Source organism: Paenibacillus sp. PL91 (genome assembly GCF_012935325.2).
In the GTDB taxonomy this organism is placed as follows: Bacteria; Bacillota; Bacilli; order Paenibacillales; family Paenibacillaceae; genus Pristimantibacillus.
On the sequence record NZ_JABBYG020000001.1, the window covers coordinates 970,751 to 993,904 of the forward strand.

The window sequence follows — 23,154 nt, forward strand, 5'->3', positions numbered from 1 at the left end:
CTGAAGGGCATTTACAATAGCAGTATAAAAGAAAAGAGGTGATTATAGTGGGTCAGCAGGAAACGGTTACCAGACCACGTTCATCTGGAAGGATGATAGCCTTGCTTAGAAATAAGCGGCGATGGAACAATTTAAAGCAATACTGGGATTTGTACCTGATCATGTTTCCAGGCGTGTTATACTTTATTGTTTTTAAATATTTCCCCATGTGGGGAGTGCTCATTGCGTTTAAAGATTACAGTATATTTGCGGGTTTTGGAGAAAGCGCGTGGGTCGGATTGAAGCATTTCAAGAGCATGCTTGAGGACGCCCAGTTTTATCAGGTATTCCGTAATACCGTTATCATCAGTTTATACAAGCTTGTATGGGGCTTCCCCGGGCCGATCATTCTAGCGCTTCTATTGAATGAAATTCGCAGCATGTTTTATAAACGAAGCATTCAAACGCTAGCTTACCTGCCTCACTTTCTTTCTTGGGTCATTTTAGGCGGGATCTTGACCAATCTATTATCGCCAACCAGCGGAGCGGTTAACGAAGTATTGGGATGGTTTGGATTGGGGCCTATTTTCTTCTTGGCGGATCCGCAATGGTTTCGGGCTGTTCTTGTAATCAGCGATATTTGGAAAGAAGTAGGATGGGGAGCTATTATTTACCTGGCAGCGCTCGCTGGAATAGATTCGCAGCTATATGAAGCGGCTGTGATGGATGGCGCAAATAAATGGAAGCAATTATGGCACATTACGATTCCATCGATTATGGGAACGATTATAGTCTTGTTTTTATTGCGGCTGGGACATGTGCTGGATGTCGGGTTTGAACAGATATTCGTGCTATATAATTCCTTGGTCTATGAAGTGTCCGACGTGATCGAAACCTACGTATACCGGATCGGATTAGGGCAATCCCAGTTTAGTTACTCAACGGCTGTCGGTTTGTTTAAATCAGTGATTAGCTTGATTCTAGTTATTGCTGTTAATAAGGCTGTAAAGAAAATGGGCCAGGAAGGGATCTACTAAGATGAGAATGACAAGGGGAGAACAATGCTTTTCGGCCTTTAACTACGTCGCTCTTGCCTGTTTCGGATTATTGACTCTTGCGCCTTTTATTCACATATTAGCGCAATCGTTTAGCAGCTACCGTGCCATTATGTCCGGAGAAGTTTCATTCTGGCCGGTTGAATGGACGACGGAAGCGTATGTCAAAGTATTTCAGGATTCGTCTTTTACCGAGGCGTTCCTGATCAGCGTAGAGCGAACCGTTCTAGGAACATGCCTGAATGTGATACTTGTATCCTTGCTTGCTTATCCTCTTTCCAAAACCTATATCCAGGGCAGAGGCCCGGTGATGTTCCTAATCGTATTCACGATGCTCTTCAGCGGTGGAATGATACCGACGTATATCCTCATCAAAAACTTGAATCTTCTAAATACATTCTGGGTCTATATCATTCCCGGAGCTGTTAACGCTTTTCATGTTGTCATTATGAAGAGCTTCTTTCAATCGATCCCGAATGAGCTAGAGGAATCAGCAAGAATCGACGGTTCTTCTAATTTAGGAATCTTGTTTCGCATTGTCATTCCGTTGTCCATGCCGGCAATCGCAACAATCGCGTTATTCAATGCAGTCGGCCATTGGAATTCGTTCTTTGATGCGGTGATGTACGTAACGGACTCCAATTTAAAGCCGCTTCAGATCTATTTAAGGGAAATGGTCATGTCCAATTCGACGAATATTAACACCACGGATGCCCTTGAAAGACAATTGCTTGCAGTCGAATCTCTTAAAGCGTCCGCGCTGATTGCCAGCACTTTGCCTATCTTACTTGTGTATCCTTTTTTGCAGAAATACTTTGTAAAAGGAATCATGATTGGTTCCGTGAAAGGGTAAATTCCCTTGCTAACGGTTTCCATACATTTTACTATCAATTAAAGGGGTTGAACAAAAAGATGAAGACGAAAAAGTTTTTAACCGTGTTGGTTGTATCTGCAATGAGTGCAGCTTTGTTTGCCGGTTGCGGCAAACCTGAAAACGAAGAGGGAAGCCCGGACAATAAAGACAGCGGAAAACCTGTAACGATTAACATTGTGCAGCCTAACGTGGGACGCAAATTTTTGGACGGAATGGACGAGAACAATAACCCATATCAAAAGTACATTAATGAAAACACCAATTTGAATGTCCATGTCGTTTATCCCCCAAGCGACGGGTATCAAGATAAGTTAAATGTCATTCTGTCCTCCGGCGAAGACAACGATATGATCTACACGCAGGATGCTTCGTGGTTTATTAATATGATTAATCAAAAAGCGCTGCAGCCGCTTGATAAGGCGATTGAGCAATTTGGTCCCGATTTAAAGAAATCGCTTCCGCAAGAAGCTTGGGATGCTGTAACGATAAATGGTGAAATTTATGCCATTCCCTCCGTTACACATATCAACGGGAACGATATCATGTATGTCCGTCAGGACTGGTTGGCGAAATTAGGACTTCAACCGCCTAAGACGCTGGATGAGTATGTGAAGGTTATTCGTGCGTTCGTGGAGCAAGATCCGGACGGTAACGGACAGCATGATACGATTGGTCTATTAATCGGCGAAAATTTGGCGCGCACGGCTCCTTTCTTTGGCGCCTTTGGAGTGCCGTTAATCGGAAATTCCGCTGTTAATCAGTGGGTTGAAAGAGACGGGGTGCTGATCAATTCATCGATCCTGCCGGAAACGAAAGAAGCTCTTGCCTTTCTGGCCGAATTATATAAAAACAAGCTTATAGACCCTGAGTGGGCGCTTAACAAAAACAAAAACATAGAGGAAAAGATTGCGAGCGGAAAAGCAGGATTGTTCTCCGCAACATGGTTTGATACACGGGGGCCGATCCTGACAAACCAGACGAATGATGCGAATGCCAAGTGGACGGCTCTCGAATATCCCGCCGGCAAAGATGGCCAATCCGGTATCGCTTCTTCGAGTATGGTGACCGGCTACAGTATCGTTCCGGCAAAAAGCAAACATGTGAACGAGGTTGTCAAAATGTTCAACTTCGCAAATGGCAAGGGGCATGAGCCGATTAAATTCGGATTGCCGGAGCACCAGATTTCCTCAAGGGAGAGCGGGAAGCTGGTCATGAATTTCGAGGAACATAATAAGCATGTTTACCGGAACAATATTTTGGACTATTCGGCGCCATGGGATAAAGAAGTCGATATGGAGCGTTTGGACGCGCTCGGTCCGGAGTACAAATTGAGGGATAACGTAACGGCAATGAGCAATGCGCTGATCAAGAATCAATACACGGGCCCGACAACGCAATCGATGGGCAAAAATGGCGTACAGTTGACCAAGCTGATGCAGGAAACATTCACGAAAATGATTATGGGCAATACGCCAATCGATGAATTCGACAACTACGTAACTCAATGGAAAAGTATGGGCGGTGAAGAAATTACGAAGGAAGTGAACGAAGCCTTTAAGAGTGCCAACTAATAAAGTAGAATGAAAGAGTTGAAGGTGCTCCGGGCGGGCGCCTTTTCTTTCATTAACGTCATTGGGGCTGATCGAGTTGACATGGAACTTATTTAGAAGCCGGTTCAGACAATCGGTTCAATTCCGTCTTACCTGTTTCTTCTTACTGATTCTCTTGCCTTTGGTCGCTGTCTCTATCTTTTCTAATTTCCGGTCCCGGGCGATATTGCAGGATCAAATAGGAGATAGAACCCGCAACGCCATGTTATCCGTGATGAATTATATCGATTTGACGATGCAGGGCGTCTACGAAATGTCATCCGTCCTGGCCAATGATCCCGATCTGCAAAGAAATTTCGAGCATGCGGGAGACCGGCTAACGCCGGAATCGATACTGGATTTCCAGAAGGCAACCAAGCAATTAATCTCCGTCACGTCGAACAATCAGGTGATTTCTCAAGCCTCTCTGTTTCATTATGATTCCGGCACCCTGCTCTCTACCACAGGCTACCAAAAGGAAGAGCGGAAGGAAGAACTAGAATGGGTTCAGCAGGCAATCCGTGCCAACGGGAGAGTCACTTTTTATTTTCCGCAGGAAAACCGATATGATGCCAATGGTAAGGTGGATCCCGTTTACAGCACGAATAATATGGTAGTGATGCGGTTAATCAATTTGCTGAATCCGCAGAGGAATAAGAACATACTGCTGCTCCCGTTAAAGAAGGATTACTTCACCTCCTTAATCGAAAGCTTGCTTCCGAGCAGCAGCGCACAGCTGTTTCTAACGACTGAAGACGGTCAGGTTGTTGCCGGCACCAGAACCAAAGACGTGCAGCTGCCGATATGGCAGGACGAAGACCGGGACATCGTGATCCGAGAGATTCCGGGTTATGATCAACGGATGCTGATGGTACGAGCGACTTCCAAAACCTCCGGGTGGACGCTTACGATGATCCAGCCCGAGAAGGATGTTTTTCAACAAACGAAGCAGCTGCAGTTATGGATATATATGATTATTGCGGTAAGCTTGTTTATCGCGATCTGGATATCGTGGTTCGTATATAGCGGAATAACGAAACCGATCAATCAGGTTGTTCAAGCCATGAGACAAATCAGAATCGGAAAGATGGATACGCAAATTTCCCATCAACGGACGGATGAATTCGGATATGTGATGGATTCCTTCAATCATATGGCTATGGAGCAGCGGCATTTAATTGAGGATGTGTACGAGAAGCAAATCATGCTCATTAAAACGGAAATGAAATTGCTGCAATCCCAGATCAACCCGCATTTTTTGTATAATACATTGGATTCCATCTACTCCGAAGCGATCTTGAACCAGGCTGATGACATTGGAGAAATGGTGATGAATTTATCTAAGTTTTTCCGCTTCAGCCTGGGGAAAGGGAAGGAAGTCTATACGGTTTCCGAGACATTCGAGCATATTCGATACTATTTAAATGTTCAGCAGCGCAGATTCGATTTTAATATTTCCTTCCATCTGGACGAGCGCGTCAAACATATGAAGATTCTCAAATTGCTGCTCCAGCCGGTTGTTGAAAACGCCGTTTTGCACGGGTTGGAAAAAAAGTCGGGGCACAAGGAGCTGACCATTTCAGCCAAAGCCCGCGATCCCTATCTAATCGTGGAAGTAAAGGACAACGGCATTGGAATGCCAGAAAATCGGTTAGCCTATATCGGGCAGGAGCTTGCGAAAATATCCGCGAAGGGAAGCGATTTGCTGATGCCGGAAGGACAAACTCCTACAGAGCTGTTTGGATTACGCAATGTGAAAGGGAGATTGAAACTGCATTATGGCGACTCTGCGGAGCTGGATATAAGAAGCGGTTCAGGCGAGGGCACCAGCGTTATGCTGCTCATACCGCTGGACTCATCGATAGTAACGGATCATGGAAGGGAAGACGGGAGTGAAACGACTTGAATTTAATGATCGTGGAAGACGAGAGCAGCATCCGCAATCGATTAGCAGCAATGATTCCTTGGGAGGAGCACGGGATCGATATTGTCGCTCTTTGCGAGAATGGTATGGAAGCGCTCCGAATGATAGAACGTACCAAACCCGATATCGTGATCTTAGATATCCGAATGCCTGAAATGGATGGCTTGTCCCTCGCACGGGCGATCCGTCGACTGGACAGGCGGATGAAAATGATTATTTTAAGCGGATATGGAGATTTCGAGTATGCGCGGGACGCTATGGAGTCCGGTGTGCTGAAATATTTAATTAAGCCCGCCAGCAATGACGAGATCCTGCATGCCGTCCTAGAAGGCAAAACGCTTCTTCGAAAGGAAATGGAGGAGCAGCATAGTCACGAAGCGCTGAAGCTGAAATGGCTGGAGCATCTTCCCCGGCTGCAGGATATGTTTTTCAACAACTGGATTACCGGCGCCTATTCGGATTGGGAGATCGAACGCAGAAGCAAGGAACTGATGATTCGTTTGGAAGGGAAACGGCTATTTTCCCTTGTGATCATGGAAACCGATCCGCTGCTGGAAGGGGAGGAACGATTCAGCGATTTAGATTCGGCTTTGCTGCAATTTTCGCTTCGCAGTATCGCAGGGGAAACCATTACCGAAAACCAAGGGGGATTATTTCAAGATCTGAACGGCTCTACAGTGGTGTTGTTTCAGAGCGCAGAGAATGAGACCGAAGGGGATTTCCAGCTGCGGGTGCATTTTTCGGCCACAAAAGTACTGTCCACATTCAAAGAGTGCTTAAAGGTAACAGCCAGCGCAGGAATTAGCAGGGTAATAGCGGAGAAGAGAAACATTCCTGAAATCTATCATCAGGCAAAAGCGGCTATCTTAAAAAGGGTCATTTATGGCCACGATATTGCGATTCCATTCAACGAGGAACAGCAGCCCGGCGAGACGGTCCAGGCAGCATCCATCACGGGCAATAATCTTGAAATCGGCATTGAAGTCGGTGATCCGGTTAAATCGGCTGCCGCAATCGACGAACTGCTTGAAAACTCAATCGAAAAAGCAACCTCCGTCGACGAGGTGCAGGTCCATGTACTCTATTTGTTTCATACCCTGCTCCGTATCATTCATAATAAAAATTGGTCCATCCGGGAAGTGGTCGGGGAAGACTTTCATTATTTCCAACACTCGCTTAGTCTCCAGAGCAAGGAACAAATCCGTATTTGCATGCACCGGATCGTTCGGAGGATGACTTCCTACGCCCTAAAGCGGAACCAGTCCGGCGGCCATAAGATGATTCAGGAGATCTTGAATTTAATCGAGCAGGAAATTGGCCAAGAGCTGAATCTTTACGGGATCGCAGACCGCTTTTTTGTTAACAAATCGTATTTGAGCCGTCTATTTAAGCATGAAGTGGGGGAATCATTCTCGCAGTACGTCCTTAAACGAAAGATGATCAGAGCTAAAAGGCTGCTGCTGGAAGGGGCGCAGGTGCAGAATGCGGCGCAGCAGGTCGGGTATACGAATGTCGGATTTTTCTCTAAAGTATTTCATAAATATTGGGGGATATTGCCAAGCGAGATGAAGCCAAGCTAATCTCGCTTTTTTTGTTTGAAATTAGTCATGATCCGAGCAGTACATGTCATGAGCGTGCTCTAAGAAACGGTCCGATTCCCTACTATAATAACTATAAAATAAGAGAATGAGGAGGAAGTATAACGTGCGCTCAAGACCATGGATAGCTATTATGCTCTGCATCATGCTTGTATTAGGCGTAATTCCCCTTGGGAACTCAACCGCAAGGGCGGAAGAGGCCCGCAATATTGCCGGAGAAGCGTTATTAACCGTCGATTCGGTAACCGGAAGCAACACGGCGGATAAGGCAGTGGACGGCGACAAAGCGTCACGCTGGGTTTCGGGCAGCGGTACGTATGAACATATTTTTGAAATGACTTGGGAGAAGGAGCAGACGATTAATCAAGTCAAGGTATGGAGCGGCAATGTGGGAACGGGCGCGAACAATTGGCATTTTCGCGACTTCACGCTGGATTACTGGAACGGCAGCGCTTGGTTGGCTTTGGCGTCTATCGTCGATAACGACAAGGACAATAATGCGGGGGAGTATAATGATTTGCAATTTGATCCAGTCACTACTTCAAGACTTAGGCTGCATATTACAAAACCAAGCTGGGGCGGCTTCAACGCTTCTGACGATAAAATAGCCAGACTTGCCGAAATTGAAGTGAATGCCGTTTCCTTGCCTATTGATGACCAAACCCCGCCCGGAGAAATCGGAAATCTCCAAATCGTCGCAGGAGACGGGCAATTGGCGTTATTGTGGACGGATCCGTCTGATCAAGATTTGAGTCATATCCTAATGACGAGAGAAAACAGCGAAGCAGAGGTGATTACTATCAGCAAAGGGGTGCAAAAACGGATACTGCCCGGTCTTACGAACGGAGAGGAATACGTGTTTAGACTGCAAACGGTGGATGAGACGGGAAATGTATCGGCTGGGACGCTTTTTTCCGGGACTCCTCTTGCGGGTACGGGCAACGAGCCTTCCACAGGCTTCGAACGTTTTATTACTCGGAGCGGGGATCAATTATGGGATGGAACGTCGGAATTCCGTTTTATCTCTTTAAACGGCTCCAATCTGACCTATATTCCCAGCCCGGAGTGGCACCGTGCGGACGCCTGGGAGCAGGAAGACGTGTTTAAATCCTTGGAGCAAATGGGAGGAGCCGTCGTTCGCTTGTACACCTTCACCATTAAGGGCGGGACGGCCAACGGGAATGAGAAAAGCCATATTAACGGGTTAAGGGACTATGACGAAGATTTCTTCCGTGATTTGGATAAAGTATTGGAGCTGGCCAACCGATATGGAATCCGGGTAATCATTCCTTTCATAGACACTTGGGAGCATGTCGGAGGAATTAAGCAGTTTGCTGCTCTTCGCGGTAAAGCCCAAAATCAATTTTACACCGATCCTGAGCTTAAGGAAGATTATAAACATCTGGTCCAGTATGTCTTGAACCGGACTAATACGTATACAGGGCTCAAGTACAAGGATGATAAGGCCGTATTGGCTTGGGAAACGGGGAATGAACTGTATCCGACCGATGAATGGACGCAAGAAATGAGCGCCTATATCAAAAGCATAGACGCCAATCACTTGGTAATGGATGGGAGCTACGGCATCCGTACGGCTTCTTTGAACGATCCGAATGTGGACATCGTGTCCAACCATTATTATGAGAGCGGCGGCGCTAACTACGCCATGCGCAACGTTTCCGACAGAAATGCCAGCTTAGGCAAAAAAGCGCTCATCATTGGCGAATTCGGTCATTCCGATACAACGAATTACACTAATCTATTGGATAAAGCGATTTCAAACGGAACTTCCGGCGCACTTCTGTGGACATTGAAATTTCATCATAAAGAGGGCGGTTTTTACAACAAAGCAGGCGACTACCGTTGGCCGGGCTTTCCTTCAGGAGATTCTTATGACGAAACGTCCGTTATGCAAATGATACGGGAAAAAGCATTTGAAATTCGCGGTCTACCTGTTCCGCCAATAGAAATTCCCGATGCCCCTTACCTGCTTCCGATTGAGTCGGTCCTTGGCATCTACTGGAGGGGTTCGGCGGGGGCAAAAACGTATGTCATTGAAAGAGCGGAAGCTCCTGAAGGGCCATGGATTGCGGCGGGGGCGGACGTATTGGACAGCGATGTTCCGTTTAAACCGTTTCAAGATACAATGGCCGTTAACGGCAGCGTCTATTACTACAGGGTGAAAGCGGAAAATATTGCAGGAATTTCGGGTCCGTCCAACGTCGTCGGTCCTATTACGGCATCTACCGTTCCCCCTGTGCCAGACTCGCCGGCTATCATTCCGTTTCAATCGGTATCGTCTATCTCTTGGGAGACGGTAAAGTGGGCGGATACGTATGACGTGGAGCGGGCGAATGCACCGGAAGGGCCTTGGACAGTGGTAGGAACTGACCTATCGGAAACGGATAGACCTTTCAAAGACGCTCTGGCAGGCAGCGGAACTCAATATTTTTATCGGATCAAGGCTAAAAATTCAGGCGGTATATCAGAGCCTTCCGAGGCGTTCGGCCCGATTATTATCCATAACGTAGCGCAGCTTGCCGAATTAACCGCGGATTCCATAAACGGCACGAACGTCAAAGAAAACGCGGTCGACGGCAGCCTGGCAACAAGATGGTTGTCTCAGGGGAATGAGGAAGTTCATTTTCTCAAAATTGAATGGGCGTCTCCCCAAACGATCAATCAATTGAAGATGTGGAGCGGGGCGGCAAGCGGCGAAAAATGGCATATCCGTGATTTCAATATCACGTATTTTGACGGAGGCGAATGGAAGCCGTTAATAACGGTAACAGACAACGATAAAGACGGATTCTACGGCAAGTATAATCACTTTCTATTCGATCCGATTCAAACGACAGCTATTCAGTTGAATATAACAAAACCTACTTGGGGAGGGGTACCGGCGAATCCGAGCGATAAAATTGCACGGTTAATGGAATTTGAGGCAAGCTACGCGGATAGGACTCCTCCAGTTACCGCCCTGAACCTGGAAGGGCTAAGAGTGAATGGATGGTATGCAGCTGCGCCGACGCTGGCCTTGAACGGGACAGACAAGGGGCCGAGCGGCGTCAAACAGTCAGAGTACAGCTTGGACGGAGGCGTGCATTGGACCGTATACTCGGGTCCGGTCGCGTTGACGAAAGAAGGGCAGTACCCGTTGCTTTATCGTTCCGTAGACCACTCGGACAACGTGGAAGAAGCACAGCTGCTGGAGGTGAAAACGGATTTGACGGCACCGGTTGTGACATTTACAGGGGAAGCGTCTTACGCGATAAATCAGACGATTACCATTGCCTGCAGCGCAACCGATGCCCTTTCAGGCGTATACGGTACACCGTGCGACAACTCCCTGCTTCAGGTCAAAGCGTATTCCCTGGAGCCAGGTGAGCATAAGCTTGCCGTCACCGCTGAAGATATGGCAGGCCATCGAACTTCAGCTGCCCATGCGTTTACGGTTTCGGTAACGTTTGAGAGTTTAAAGGCAGTGACAACGGAATTGCTGCAAGCAACGGATGCCAATGGCTGGGAAGGTATCGCCAGATCCTTGAAATATAAGTTGGATCAAGCGAAAGCTGCGGTTGACCGCGGTGACCGGGCCGCAGCAGAGGATTTACTTGCGTCTTATGTTAAGGAAGCAACGGACCAGAACGGACGTTCGTTGAAGAGTGAACAAACGAGCATCCTGATCAGATGGGCTCAGACGATTATTGCCTAATGAATTTAAAGAATATTACCGGGAGGAAGTACGATGACAATGATACGTACGATGAAGCTGATGTCCGAAGAACTGCCAATTATTAAAGAGGTTGACGTTACTGTTATTGGCGGGGGGCCTACAGGTATTGCTGCGGCTATTGCCGCTGCAAGAAACGGAGCCAGAACGCTGCTTATCGAACAAAGGGGATTTCTCGGGGGCATGGCTACAGTCTCGTTGGTTCCGGCATTTTGCCCTTTTACCGATCACGAAAAACCGGTAATAAGGGGAATTGGCCTTGAACTGCTGGAGCGTATGAAGCAGCAGTGCAGTGCAGACTTTCAAAGTCAGTATAAGCATCAATTGGATTGGGTACCCATTGATGTGGAAGTATTAAAACGTGTGTACGATGATGCGGTGCTCGAGAGCGGCGCGGATGTTTTATTCCATACCTTTACCGGTCAAGTGATCTTGAACGCAAACAGAGACCGGATCGACGGACTGGTCATATTAAATAAATCGGGCAGGTCTGTAGTAAAGACCCGTTATGTGATCGATGCATCCGGTGATGCCGATATAGCCGCGATGGCCGGAGCGCCTTTCCAGAAAGGCGGAGACTCGGGAGAGCTGCAGCCGGGTACCATGTGCTATATTCTAACCAACGTGGATCGCAGGCGCTTCCAACAGTATATAAATGAGAGCGGGGATACGGGACAAATACCCCAAGCGGTCGCGCTTGCCCAGCAGAACGGGGATCTCCCTGTTGGGCGCAAAGATGTTTCAGGGTTTGCATGGGTCTCGGATTACTTGGTCGGGGTGAATTTTGGTCATGTGTTTGGGATAGACGGAACTAATGCGGAGGATTTAACGCGGGCAGCCATCGAAGGCCGCAGGCTTGTAAAAGTGCAGGTAGACTTTTTACGCAAATATGTACCGGGATTCGAGAATGCCCACTTGGTCAGCACCGGTGAACAGATCGGGATTCGGGAGACGCGGAGAATCGTCGGCGATTATATGCTGGTACAAGAAGATTTTCTGGAAATGAGGAGCTTCGAAGACGACATTGCGCGGAACGCATATTTTATCGACATTCATATGGCTACGAGCAAGGATAATATGCAAATTCGCCATTTGCCGCCGGGGAAATCCCATGGCGTACCCTATCGTTCACTGCTTCCTCAGGGACTTGAAAATGTATGGGTAGCGGGTAGGGCGGCATCTGCCGATCGTGTCGTACAAGGTTCGCTGCGGGTCATGCCAAATTGTTTTGCAATGGGGCAGGCTGCCGGAACAGCCGCTGCTTTAAGCAGCAGCATGCACGGTTCATCCCGTGATGTGGATATTACAACGCTTCAACGTTTACTGGTCAATCAAGGAGCATGGCTTGGAGAAAAATGGGAGGTTATCGTTGAAGACAAAGCATTCTGATCCACGCTCACACAAGAAGTTGGCTCACTTTAAAAGAACTCCTCATCTTTACTTATGAAAAGTTGGTTATCCTTTTTGTGAGTGACTTTATCCTACGTCTGAGTAAAATTGTCAGATAGCTACAGTGAACTGTAACCCTATTTGTAGATACGTAATAAAAAGGTGGCTTCTGTATTCATCAGGAGTCATCTTTTTTTATCCCCATTGGTAGCGAGCTGTGTTGTACTAAATAGCTCTCAGGATTCGACTCCCACAGGCAGATATAAAAATAAATTTCTACGAAAGATAGCCACGAATTATTACTTGGTGTTTATTTATTTGCAGTTTATGGACGCACAAGGCGACGAAGTCGGAATGGGATAAAGTTCTTGTTATTTATGACATCAAGCTATTGTATTGGAATTATCCCAGGCCCGACTTACTTAATATCTTATAAGAAATTGTTGAAATTACAGAAATTTATCCGATAGGGGGGTGCTATTATACAAATATAAATAAAGACGAGGTGATGATATGCAAGCGAAATTGGCAGCGGACGCCATTCCCCTCCCCAAAAAGCGGAATTCATGGATAAGAACGATACAAAAGTATAAAGTGATGTACGCTCTCTTATTCCCGGCATTAGTTTACTTTGCCGTATTCAAATACATTCCTATGGCGGGAATCATTATTGCTTTTAAAAACTATAACCTAGCGTTGGGACTATGGGATAGCCCATGGGTGGGATTTAAAAATTTTACAGATTTTATGAACGGCGTTTATTTCTGGGACATCATGCGAAATACGATTATCATATCGCTGTATAAGCTATTGTTCGGTTTCTCCGCTCCCATCGTGCTAGCTTTGCTTCTCAATGAAGTTTATACCCAATGGTTTAAGAAAATCGTACAAACGATTACTTATTTGCCCCATTTTCTGTCATGGGTCATTGTGTATGGAATGATGGTGGCATTATTAGCCCCAGGGGATGGTCTTTTTAACATGATTTTGAAGGAAATCGGTGTTCAACCCATCTCCTTTCTAACGGAGCCTGCCTGGGGCAGACTGCTGATCATCTTATCTGAAATATGGAAGGATATTGGATGGGGAGCGATATTGTACCTTGCAGCATTAGCAGGAATCGATCCCAGCTTATATGAAGCGGCTCGGATTGATGGCGCTTCCAAGTGGAGACAGCTATGGCATGTAACATTTCCCGGCATTCGAGGAGTCATTATTCTGATGCTGATCCTTAAATTAAGCCATATTCTGGATGCTGGCTTTGACCAAATATTCATGTTTGCCAACAGCTTTAACCAGGAGAAGATCGACATTATCGACACATGGGTATACCGTGAAGGGTTGGAGCGCCTTAAGATTGGCTTGGCTACTGCTGTGGGATTGTTTAAAGCTGTCATCGGATTTGGTTTAGTATTGGCTGCGAACAAGCTCGCCAAAAAATTCGATGGGCAAATTTGGTGAGGTGGTTTTCAAAATGATCAATTTGACAATCGGGGAAAAAGTATGGCAAGCAGTCGTTTATTTTATTCTTATTTTACTATCCCTACTTTGCTTACTTCCCTTTTTATATGTGGTTGCTGTTTCAGTGACGCCAGAATCGGAAGTGTTAAGAAGAGGAATCGTTATTATACCAGAATCCTTTACTTTTCTAGCCTATAAAGAAGTATTCATTTCTCATGGTATCGGGCAGGCGTATAAAATTACGTTGTTTCGAACGATTGTAGGCACTGTGCTTAATGTGTTTTTTACGGTAATAGCGGCTTATCCGTTATCCAAAAAATATTTGCCTGGTCGAAGCCCGTTTTTACTATTCATTGTCTTTACCATGATGTTTGGGGGAGGATTAATTCCGACTTATTTATTAATCCGCTCTCTTGGATTGCTAGACAGTCCGTGGGTATTGATTATTCCACATCTCATTAGTGCATTTAATCTGGTGATCATTAAAGGCTTTTTCGAGCAATTGCCTGCTGAAATCGAGGAATCAGCGAGGGTAGACGGTGCAAGTGAGCTTCAGTCGTTATGGCGGATCGTTTTACCCCTGTCCTTGCCCGTCCTTTCCACCATTTCCTTATTTTACGCAGTCGGCCATTGGAACAGTTATTTCGATGCTATTGTTTATATCAATGATTCCAACTTCATGCCGCTTCAAGTTATCTTGCGCAACATCCTGCTTAACGTCGCAACACAAAGCGCTGATTCGCTCGCCAATTCCGGAGCTGTTAGTACGTTCGCTGTGCAAATGGCTGCAGTTGTCGTGACTACGGTTCCGATTTTGATCGTATACCCATTTATGCAAAAGCATTTTACCAAAGGTGTGCTCTTGGGATCGGTTAAAGGTTAAAAAGGCATTCGAACCTAAGTTATTACGGGGAAACCGTGATAATATATAAGCAAAGGGAGAGGTCATTATGCAGCGTAAAAAGATTTCATTTGCTATTCTGACAGCAATAATGGGTGTGGCAACGGTATTGTCAGGATGTGGGGAACAAGGAGAAGTTATATCGACAGCTTCGAGTCATTCGCAAGGCCAGCCTAGCCAGTTTTCAACCAAAATGAAGATCTCGATGTTTAACCAAGGCACTTTCAACGCTGCTGCTCCGCTTCCTCCCCGTGAAGAAGATATCCAACGCCAAATGTTGGAAAAAGCAGTGAATATCGACTTGGAAATGATGATTCCTCAATCAGGGCAAGCAACGACTAAATTAAATACGCTCATTGCTGGCGGAGATATTCCAGATTTGATCTTCTTGAAGAGCCGGGCTGATCTCGCGCAATATTATGACCAAGGCGTTCTTGCGGATTTGACACCATACTTGGATCAATTTCCCGAATTGAAAAAGCGTTTTGGCGAAGACTCATGGGAAGCGATGACCTATCTAGGAAAAACCATTGCCGTTCCAGGTTATGATAATGTAAACGGGATCAGTCGAAGCTTCTTCATCCGAAACGATTGGCTGACAAAGTTGAATATGAAAGTACCGACAACCTCTGACGAGCTGTTCGAAGTGATGAAAGCCTTTACAGACAAAGACCCTGACGGAAACGGCAAGAACGATACGTATGGGTTCATAGGCGGAATGAATAAAGAAGGCAATCTGCAAACCTACGGCTTCGATAGTTTGATGTGGATGTTTGGCGTCAATCCTCCCTCAGCCATTGAAGTGAAAGACAATAAACCGGTGTTCCTGTTTACCGACCCAAAAATGAAAGAAGCGCTTGCTTATATCAATAAAATGATGGAAGCCAAAGTTGTAGATCCAGACTGGGTGACGATGAATACTCCCGATTTGTTGGACCAAAAGTTATATAAGGGGAAAATCGGCTTCATGATAAGGGATGCCCGTAGGCTGGAACCGGATGCTCAGCAGAAAATGAAAGAAATTAGCGGAGAGGTGCCGGAATGGATCGTCATTCCTCCAATGAAAGGGCCATACGGCGATCAAATCGTGGAGAGAAAATCATTCCAAGGCAATTCATGGGCCATTTCCAAGAAAGCTGACAAGGACAAAATTATTCGAATCCTGTCTATGCTGGAATATCTCTTTACGGACAAAGAAGCATACCCTTATTTCGCATATGGCCTTAAAGGTATTCATTGGGATCTGGTGGACGGCAAGGTTAAAAACAAAACCCCCGATTTAACGAAAGAAATGAAAGAAAAATATCTGTGGGTCGATCATTATAGAATGCCGCGCCGTGGTGATGATGCCGAGTATTTCAGCTTCCAGAATCCAAAGACGGCAGAAGCATTTAAGAACAATCAGCAATATGTGGCGCCTACTTTGCCCGGGAATTTATTGACTGCAGACCCGAGCGATACATTGGCAGCTGACCGCCAACGTTTCATTAATGAAAGCTTGGTCAAATTTATGACTGGCAAAGACCCTCTTACCAACTGGGATCATTTCCTCAACACGTTGGAGACCAAGTTTGATATGCAGAAATATAAGGACACAGCAATCAAGCAATTTAAAGAAGCAGGCTTAATCAAGTAAATAAACAAAGAGAGAGGCTATAAGTAGCCCCTCTCTTTGTTGTCCTATGCTATTCTTAGTTTATTACAGGTTTAAAAGGAAGATGACCGATGCGAAGAAGAATCAGCTTGCCATTAAAATTATTTTTTATCGTGTTGGCGTTTGTATTAAGCTGCATAATCTTGATAAGCCAATTGTCCTATCGATATGTCCAAAAGGAAATAAGAACCAATGACATTTTTTACACGAACCAAATACTGGACAAGGTCGACCAATATTTGACGATTAATTTTTCCTCCTTCCAGACGATCTTGTTCTCAGTCGAAACATCGGTGAAAGCAAACATAAATAATACGGAAGTGATTAAAAAGCAATTAAGAGAGCTATATGAGCTCAATAGTAATTACGTCAGTAACATTTACTTGATCAAAAGCGATTTATCCATACTAGGCGGAAGTACGCCTACTCGAATTTTCGATGAACCTTTATCTGACAGAAAACCTTTATTTGATGCGGCCGACAAGAACAGACGGACTACATTTGTCAGTGATCCTTATAAATCTAAGTATTCCGGATGGACAGTTACGATGGTTCGATATTTGAACGGCTCTCCGTTTCCTATTGCCATTGCGGTAGATTTGGACCTTAATGCCATTGAAGAAACCTTGTTCAAGATTAATAAAAAAGAACAAATGAATCTGGCCCTAATCACCACGTCGGGAAAAATCATTGCCGGATTTTCTGAAAATAGGGGACCCCTGAATATTCAGGATCATACTTTTTCAATCGGGGAAACGTCAGCGGAACAAATTCTTGATACTACGGGAACAAGCCTTCAACTTCATACAAAAGCAGGCATGCCGGTCTCCATTCTGAAGAAACCGACGGAGAAATTCAATTGGTTCATCATCTCGATTAACGATGAATCTCGCTTGGGAGCTGCGTTGTCCAGATTGGAAACCTATTATATCGGGCTTCTAGTTGCAGGTCTTTTATTAAGTTTGTTCATTTCCTTTTTTATTGCCAAATATATAAGAAATCCGCTCTATGATCTCAAAAGAAAAATGAAACGGGTGGAGCAAGGCGATTTGACAACGACACTTACCATCAACCGCAACGATGAATTCGGCGATCTTTCCCGAGCGTTCGACCGTATGCTGCAGCAAATTGTGGAGCTGATTCGGCGAGCGGAGCTTCATAATGAACTTGAGCGGAAGCTGGAAATCCAAGTGCTGCAGTCTCAAATTAACCCTCATTTTCTGTATAACACGCTTGGTTCTATCAGCAATGTCATACGCCTCGGACAAATAGAGAAAGTAGATGTGGTGATCGAGTCTCTCATTTCAATATTGGAATACGGGATTGCCGACGCTTCGGAGAAGGTTTCACTACGTCAGGAGTTGCAAAATGTATCGGACTATATCGCGATCCAGAACATCCGTTATAACAGGCATTTCCACTTAATTGAGAATATAGAAGAAGGGTTAATGGATTTTCCGGTTTTTCGAATGCTGCTGCAGCCCATTGTGGAGAATAGTATTTTCCATGGCTATAATGGCGGGGGAATCGAAGGGCATATTACTATTCATGCGTACAGGGAGGGCGGCATCGTCATGATAGAAGTAGTTGATCAAGGCGAGGGAATTCCAACGGAAAAAATAAAGCATATTTTAATTTCAGAACCGAGTGATTTGGAAGTAAAAAGGAAAAGAATCGGGTTAAATAATATTCATGGTCGAATAAGACTTCATTACGGGGAACAGTTCGGGCTGCAAATCATAAGCATACCTAAGGAAATAACCCGTGTCCGCGCCGTATTCCCGGCAGGATTGTTTAAAGGAGATGCATAATGGCGAGAGAGTACACCTGCTTCATCGTTGATGATGAAGATCTAATCATTCAAAGATTGGAACTGTTTTTTAGAGAGCTCTCCCATAAGGAAAGGCGATTCCATCTAGTGGGAAAAGCGAATGATGGGCTGAAGGGGATAGAGGAGATCTTAAAGCTTAAGCCGGATATCGTGATATCCGATATCGTTATGCCGCGAATGGATGGGATTTCGATGATTGAGCAGTTAAAGCCGGAGCTGCCTCATACCCAATACATTCTTTTGACCGCCTATTCGTCTTTTGAATACGCACAGAGAGCTATTCATGCCAACGTATTGGAGTACATTGTTAAGGTTCCGCTCAGGGAAACGGATTTGGATCGAGCTTTGGAAAAGGCAGCCGGAATTTTGGATGAGGTTAAGAAAAAAGAACAGGAATTTCAATCTTTAAACGTATCTGTACTTGAAAATAAATATAGAGTCCGCAAGCAATTTTTTAACGAGCTGATCAGAGGCGAAATCCCTTCTCATCGCGCATCGGATTTCGCCAATCGTATGCAGTTCCATTTCTTTCAAGCCAACTATTGCTGCTTTATTGTTGAAATGAATCAGTATGAAAGCTTCCGGAATGAATATTCAGCGGTTGACCAAAACATCTTGAAATATGCGATTACGAATGTAATCGAAGAAACTGTGATGAATTGTGGCAGTGGTTTAGCTACGGATCTATCCGATAATCGTTTTATTGGCTTTCTTTCCTGGGAAAATAATCGCAGTGATATGGATACGGAATTTGCTTGCCATACATTGGGTAATCAGATCGTCTCCCATTTGCATCAATATTTGAATCAAAGGGTATCCATAGCTTTTGGCAGTCCGCATCGAGGCTGGGATTCCATCAAACAAGCTTATATGGAAGCTAATAATGTGAGTGAGGATTTCTATTATCATGCAGAGAAAGTAGTCAAAACACCCGTGCATCGGCTCCATTACCGTAATGACAGAAAGGAGGACTTTCAGCGGAAACTGGCTGATTTTGTTACATGGGTGCAAAGAAAAGTTTCCAAGGAAGAGCTGGAGAAAGAAATTTCTGATTTAAACCAATTTGTTACGGAGCATAAAATCCATAAGTCCATCATGGCACCTATGCTTCGAGACGTGTACAGAGACATTACTGCGAAATTTAAATCGGGGAACACATTGACCACGGATGTAGCAGAGTTTCCCATAAATTTTATGGCATTTCGGGAGCAGCTAGCGTATATTGGCGACTTCACATTCGAATATGTACACGCTGGCCAGCTTTTGCATCGTGAAGAAATCATGAGAGCCATGCGGTTTATAGAGAAAAATCTGAAACAGCGTTTAACGTTGGAGGCGATTGCCGAGGATGTGAATTTATCTCCTTCCTATTTTAGCAGCCTATTTAAAAAAACAATGAACGAAGGCGTTATCAGCTACATCAATCGCAAAAAAGTTCAATTGGCTCTTGAGCTGTTGTATGTTCAGGATTATTCTATATTGGAATTGTGTGATGAAGTGGGAATTGTAAACGAAGGGTATTTTTGTAAACTATTCAAAGAATATACGGGTGATACACCCAAGCAATATCGGATAAAAATGACACGGTATGAATCCAAATAAGGTTGCAAAAAAAATCTATGAATTTTTCTCGAAATCATGTAAAAAAACGGGGATTAAAAAGTCTACCATGATAGATGTATCTAATCATGGAGGGTATCAAAATGGAGCTTATTAAAGCGGATGTAACCGTCGTAGGCGGAGGAATTGCTGGGCTATGCGCCGCCATTGCTGCCGCACGTCAAGGGCTGCAAGTTTCACTTATTAATGATCGGCCAGTTCTTGGGGGGAACGCCAGCAGCGAGGTCAGGGTTCATATCAACGGGTCAGCATATCTCGGAAACAGTCCTTCCTATTATGCGCGTGAGGGCGGGGTGGTGGAAGAACTCAAGATGAAGATTTTCCACTATAATCCGTTATATAACAAGAAGCTTATGCTTTCGCTTTCGGATACGGTCTTGTTGGATATGGTCTATGATGAGCCTAACATTTCTCTATTTCTGAATACATGCGTGCATGAAACGGGAATGGAGAACGGCAGAATCAAATGGGTGGGGGGCCTTCAACTCGCTTCCGAAAGAAAATTCCGTTTTGAAAGCCCTACCTACATCGATTGCTCCGGAGACGGGGTCGTGGGATATCAGGCTGGTGCTCTCTTCAGATGGGGGAGAGAAGCGAAGCATGAATACAAGGAAGACTTGGCTCCTGAAGTGGCGGACCATTACACCATGGGAGACACGATCCTTTTTCAAGCCCGTGACGTAGGATATCCCGTTCCGTACAAGAGGCCTGGCTTTGCCTATGATATTACGAAGCTGGGCTTTTTCGATAGTATCAGAAAAGGTTTGAACCATCGGGCTTTTCCTAGAAAAATCAACGGGCTAGGCGGATTGTGGTGGCTGGAGTACGGCGGGCATATGGATGTTATCAAAAACAATGAAGACATCGCATTGGAGCTAAGGAAATTGGTTTACGGGATTTGGGATTATATCAAAAATAGCGGCGAGTTTGATGATGTGGACCATCTAATCTTGGATTATGTATGCCCAATTCCGGGAAAAAGGGAATCGAGGCGGTTTATTGGGGATCACATGTTGTCTCAGAACGATCTCACAGCAAAGCCGCATTTCGAAGATGCCGTATCCGTCGGGGGATGGTATATGGATTTGCATGCTGCTAAGGGCATTTATGATGAGGGACCGGCTACAGCATGGAATTTCGTGCCTGGATTGTACAATATTCCTTTCCGCAGCTTATATTCCAAAAATATTCCCAATCTGATGTTCGCTGGTCGCAATATAAGTGCTACCCATGTTGCTTTCGGATCTACAAGGGTAATGGCAACCTGCGGTTGTATGGGGCAGGCGGTTGGAACGGCTGCTTCGTTATGCTTGAAATATGAGGTAGACCCCGCAGCGATAGTCGAAGCTCATATGGGAGAACTGCAAGCGCTGTTGCTTCGAGACGGACAAACGATTGTAGGGCTTCAAGAGGCATTGGATCCTTACTTCGCTGACGGATTAACTATTCGTGCCTCGTCTCAGCGCTGCTATGCCAATCCTCATCCAACCGAAGAGATTCCCTTGGAGAATGGTTTATGTTTGGTCTTGCCGATTCATACATCCGTGGCGGAAAGCGTACGGATCAAAGTTAAAAATGTTTCCGAGCATTCGGAAACGCTGCATGTGAAGCTGTTTGGTGGGGAACGGAAGGAAAACTACGTTCCCGCCTGCGAGTTGAAAGATTACCGCTTGGCTATTGCAGCCGGTCATGACGACTGGATTACGCTGGACTTGGGCTGCAAGAAGCCGGCGGACGACAAAATTTACATCGTACTAGAAGGTACAGCTAGCATTGCCGTATACAGCAATGAAGAGAAAATGACAGGAGCGGTTAGCTTCCATTATAGGCCGGAAGAGCCGTCCAGGCTGAAGAAATTCAATAAAAGCATTTGCTTTAAGGACCTGCTGCCATCCCAGAATATGTATAATCCTGAGAATGTCGTCAATGGCTATTCCAGACCTTATGGCCTGCCGAACGGCTGGATTTCTGAACGCACGGAAAGACAGGAATGGTTGGAATTCTTGTTTGCAAGCCCCAAAAATCTGGACGAAATCCATCTTGTTTTCAATTCGCAGCTGGATTTGGAGCATTTCGACGATCCTATCAAGCCGCTTATCCAAGATTATGATGTGACCTTGACCTTAGAAGACGGAACTGAGAGGGAAATTAAAATCCGTGGCAATTATCTTACGTTGAATAAACATAAGGTGGATGCGAAATGTGTAACCCGAATCCGGTTTGATTTCTGTGCAACTTATGGTTCGCCTTATTTTGAAGTGTTTGCTGTAAAATTGTTTGCTCCTAAAACGACAAGTGAGGTCAGGTGAAGTCGATGAAGGAATTATTCCCTCGAGGAGGGCTCCCTAATGTCATTCAGAAGCTGGAAAATGGGGAAACCGTGACAATCGTCTATTTCGGCGGCAGTAATACCCGTTCTGAAGGATACAGGGTCATGACGGCGGATTGGCTTCGCGAGCGATATCCCAAGGCGGATATCCGCTCTGTGAATGCAGGCATTTCTGGGACAGGATCGGATTTGGGCTGTGCCCGTTTGGAGACAGATGTACTGCGTCATCAGCCTGATCTAGTGTTTGTTGAATTTGTCGGCAACGATGGCGGAGATTCCAATTCCAAGGCGCGGATCGAAGGAATCGTCCGTCAAATCCGCAAGCAGAGCCGGTTTACCGATATCCTGTTCGTTTATACGCTGAAGGAGCGGGATGTGGTCGGATTTCAGTCCGGGGAATACCAGAAGGGAGCTCTTATGCAGGAGGATGTGGCAGACTATTACGGCATTCCTTCGATTCATCTAGGCGTAGCGGTCAGTCACTTGGTATCGGAGGGAAAGCTCGTTTTTACCGCAAAGTCAGACGTGTCCATTCCCGGAGCAGTTGTTTTTACGCATGATTCGATCCATCCGACCATTCCCGAAGGACATCAGATTTACACGGATACAATCACCCGGTCGTTTGAGCAAATTAGCGAACTTCGAGGTCGCGTGGGAAGGGTCGAGCATAACTTGCCTCAGGACCCTTTGGTCCCGGACAATCCATGGGAATACGCCGTTATGCTGCCGCTGGAAGGACATGCCGATTTTTCGGCAGGATGGTCCTATATGACCCCCGATGATTTAGCTTTGGTCCGCGAGTATGATTGGTTGTTCCCTGGTTTATGGCGAGCAGTCGATCCTGGAGAGGCGATCTCGGTGCAGTTCAAAGGCACTCACATCGGGCTGTTCGATATCGGGGGGCCTGATTCCGGCAGATTGAAGGTGACGGTGGATGGAGGGGAACCCTTCATAGTCGATCGATTCACAACATATAACGATCATAATCGGAATCAGTATGTTTTCTTGCCGGAGTTCCCGAATGGGAACCATACGGTTCGCTTCGAAGTCGATACCGAGAAGACAGACAAAGCGGCAGTGTTTGAGGCATGCAACAATGAACGAAGTATGGAGCATGTTCGGCAGCATCCGGATTGGTACGATCAAACGGTGATCCAGCTTGGGAAGTTGTTGTTGGTGCAGCCGCCATTATAATGAATAAAATCGGTTTTGTTTCC

At 45.6% G+C, this 23,154-nt stretch carries 14 protein-coding genes; all 14 read left to right on the forward strand.

The window, feature by feature from the left end:
* Nucleotides 1-92 precede the first annotated feature (92 nt).
* The gene (locus HI950_RS04530; RefSeq protein ID WP_169082187.1) at nt 93-1,016 is read left to right on the forward strand and encodes an ABC transporter permease; all 924 of its coding nucleotides are present in this window, start codon (nt 93-95) and stop codon (nt 1,014-1,016) included.
* Nucleotide 1,017: 1 nt separating this feature from the next.
* Entirely contained in the window at nt 1,018-1,887 is an 870-nt protein-coding gene (locus HI950_RS04535) for a carbohydrate ABC transporter permease (protein ID WP_169081387.1), read from the forward strand.
* Between the two features lie 59 nt (nt 1,888-1,946).
* Complete coding sequence (locus HI950_RS04540) at nt 1,947-3,479, forward strand: extracellular solute-binding protein (protein ID WP_169081386.1); 1,533 nt, start codon at nt 1,947-1,949, stop codon at nt 3,477-3,479.
* Between the two features lie 205 nt (nt 3,480-3,684).
* The gene (locus HI950_RS04545; RefSeq protein ID WP_223285090.1) at nt 3,685-5,403 is read left to right on the forward strand and encodes a sensor histidine kinase; all 1,719 of its coding nucleotides are present in this window, start codon (nt 3,685-3,687) and stop codon (nt 5,401-5,403) included.
* 5 nt (nt 5,404-5,408) lie between these two features.
* The gene (locus tag HI950_RS04550; protein ID WP_223285133.1) at nt 5,409-7,001 is read left to right on the forward strand and encodes a response regulator transcription factor; all 1,593 of its coding nucleotides are present in this window, start codon (nt 5,409-5,411) and stop codon (nt 6,999-7,001) included.
* 124 nt (nt 7,002-7,125) lie between these two features.
* The gene (locus HI950_RS04555; RefSeq protein ID WP_317618289.1) at nt 7,126-10,734 is read left to right on the forward strand and encodes a discoidin domain-containing protein; all 3,609 of its coding nucleotides are present in this window, start codon (nt 7,126-7,128) and stop codon (nt 10,732-10,734) included.
* A gap of 33 nt (nt 10,735-10,767) precedes the next feature.
* Entirely contained in the window at nt 10,768-12,141 is a 1,374-nt protein-coding gene (locus HI950_RS04560; protein ID WP_223285091.1) for an FAD-dependent oxidoreductase, read from the forward strand.
* A gap of 513 nt (nt 12,142-12,654) precedes the next feature.
* Nucleotides 12,655-13,602, forward strand: a complete 948-nt coding sequence (locus HI950_RS04565) for an ABC transporter permease (RefSeq protein WP_169081383.1) — start codon at nt 12,655-12,657, stop codon at nt 13,600-13,602.
* Nucleotides 13,603-13,615: 13 nt separating this feature from the next.
* Nucleotides 13,616-14,485: a carbohydrate ABC transporter permease gene (locus tag HI950_RS04570; protein WP_169081382.1), complete on the forward strand. Its 870-nt coding sequence runs from the start codon at nt 13,616-13,618 to the stop codon at nt 14,483-14,485.
* A 67-nt stretch (nt 14,486-14,552) separates the two neighbouring features.
* Nucleotides 14,553-16,139: an extracellular solute-binding protein gene (locus tag HI950_RS04575; protein ID WP_169081381.1), complete on the forward strand. Its 1,587-nt coding sequence runs from the start codon at nt 14,553-14,555 to the stop codon at nt 16,137-16,139.
* Between the two features lie 89 nt (nt 16,140-16,228).
* Complete coding sequence (locus HI950_RS04580) at nt 16,229-17,968, forward strand: sensor histidine kinase (protein WP_169081380.1); 1,740 nt, start codon at nt 16,229-16,231, stop codon at nt 17,966-17,968.
* Nucleotides 17,968-19,590 carry a response regulator transcription factor gene (locus HI950_RS04585; RefSeq protein ID WP_169081379.1) on the forward strand — a complete coding sequence of 541 codons (1,623 nt, stop codon included), beginning with the start codon at nt 17,968-17,970 and terminating at the stop codon, nt 19,588-19,590. Before HI950_RS04580 ends, HI950_RS04585 begins: the two co-directional genes overlap by 1 nt.
* A gap of 101 nt (nt 19,591-19,691) precedes the next feature.
* Nucleotides 19,692-21,917: an FAD-dependent oxidoreductase gene (locus HI950_RS04590; RefSeq protein ID WP_223285092.1), complete on the forward strand. Its 2,226-nt coding sequence runs from the start codon at nt 19,692-19,694 to the stop codon at nt 21,915-21,917.
* Nucleotides 21,918-21,922: 5 nt separating this feature from the next.
* Nucleotides 21,923-23,131 carry an SGNH/GDSL hydrolase family protein gene (locus tag HI950_RS04595; protein ID WP_169081377.1) on the forward strand — a complete coding sequence of 403 codons (1,209 nt, stop codon included), beginning with the start codon at nt 21,923-21,925 and terminating at the stop codon, nt 23,129-23,131.
* Nucleotides 23,132-23,154: the final 23 nt, after the last annotated feature.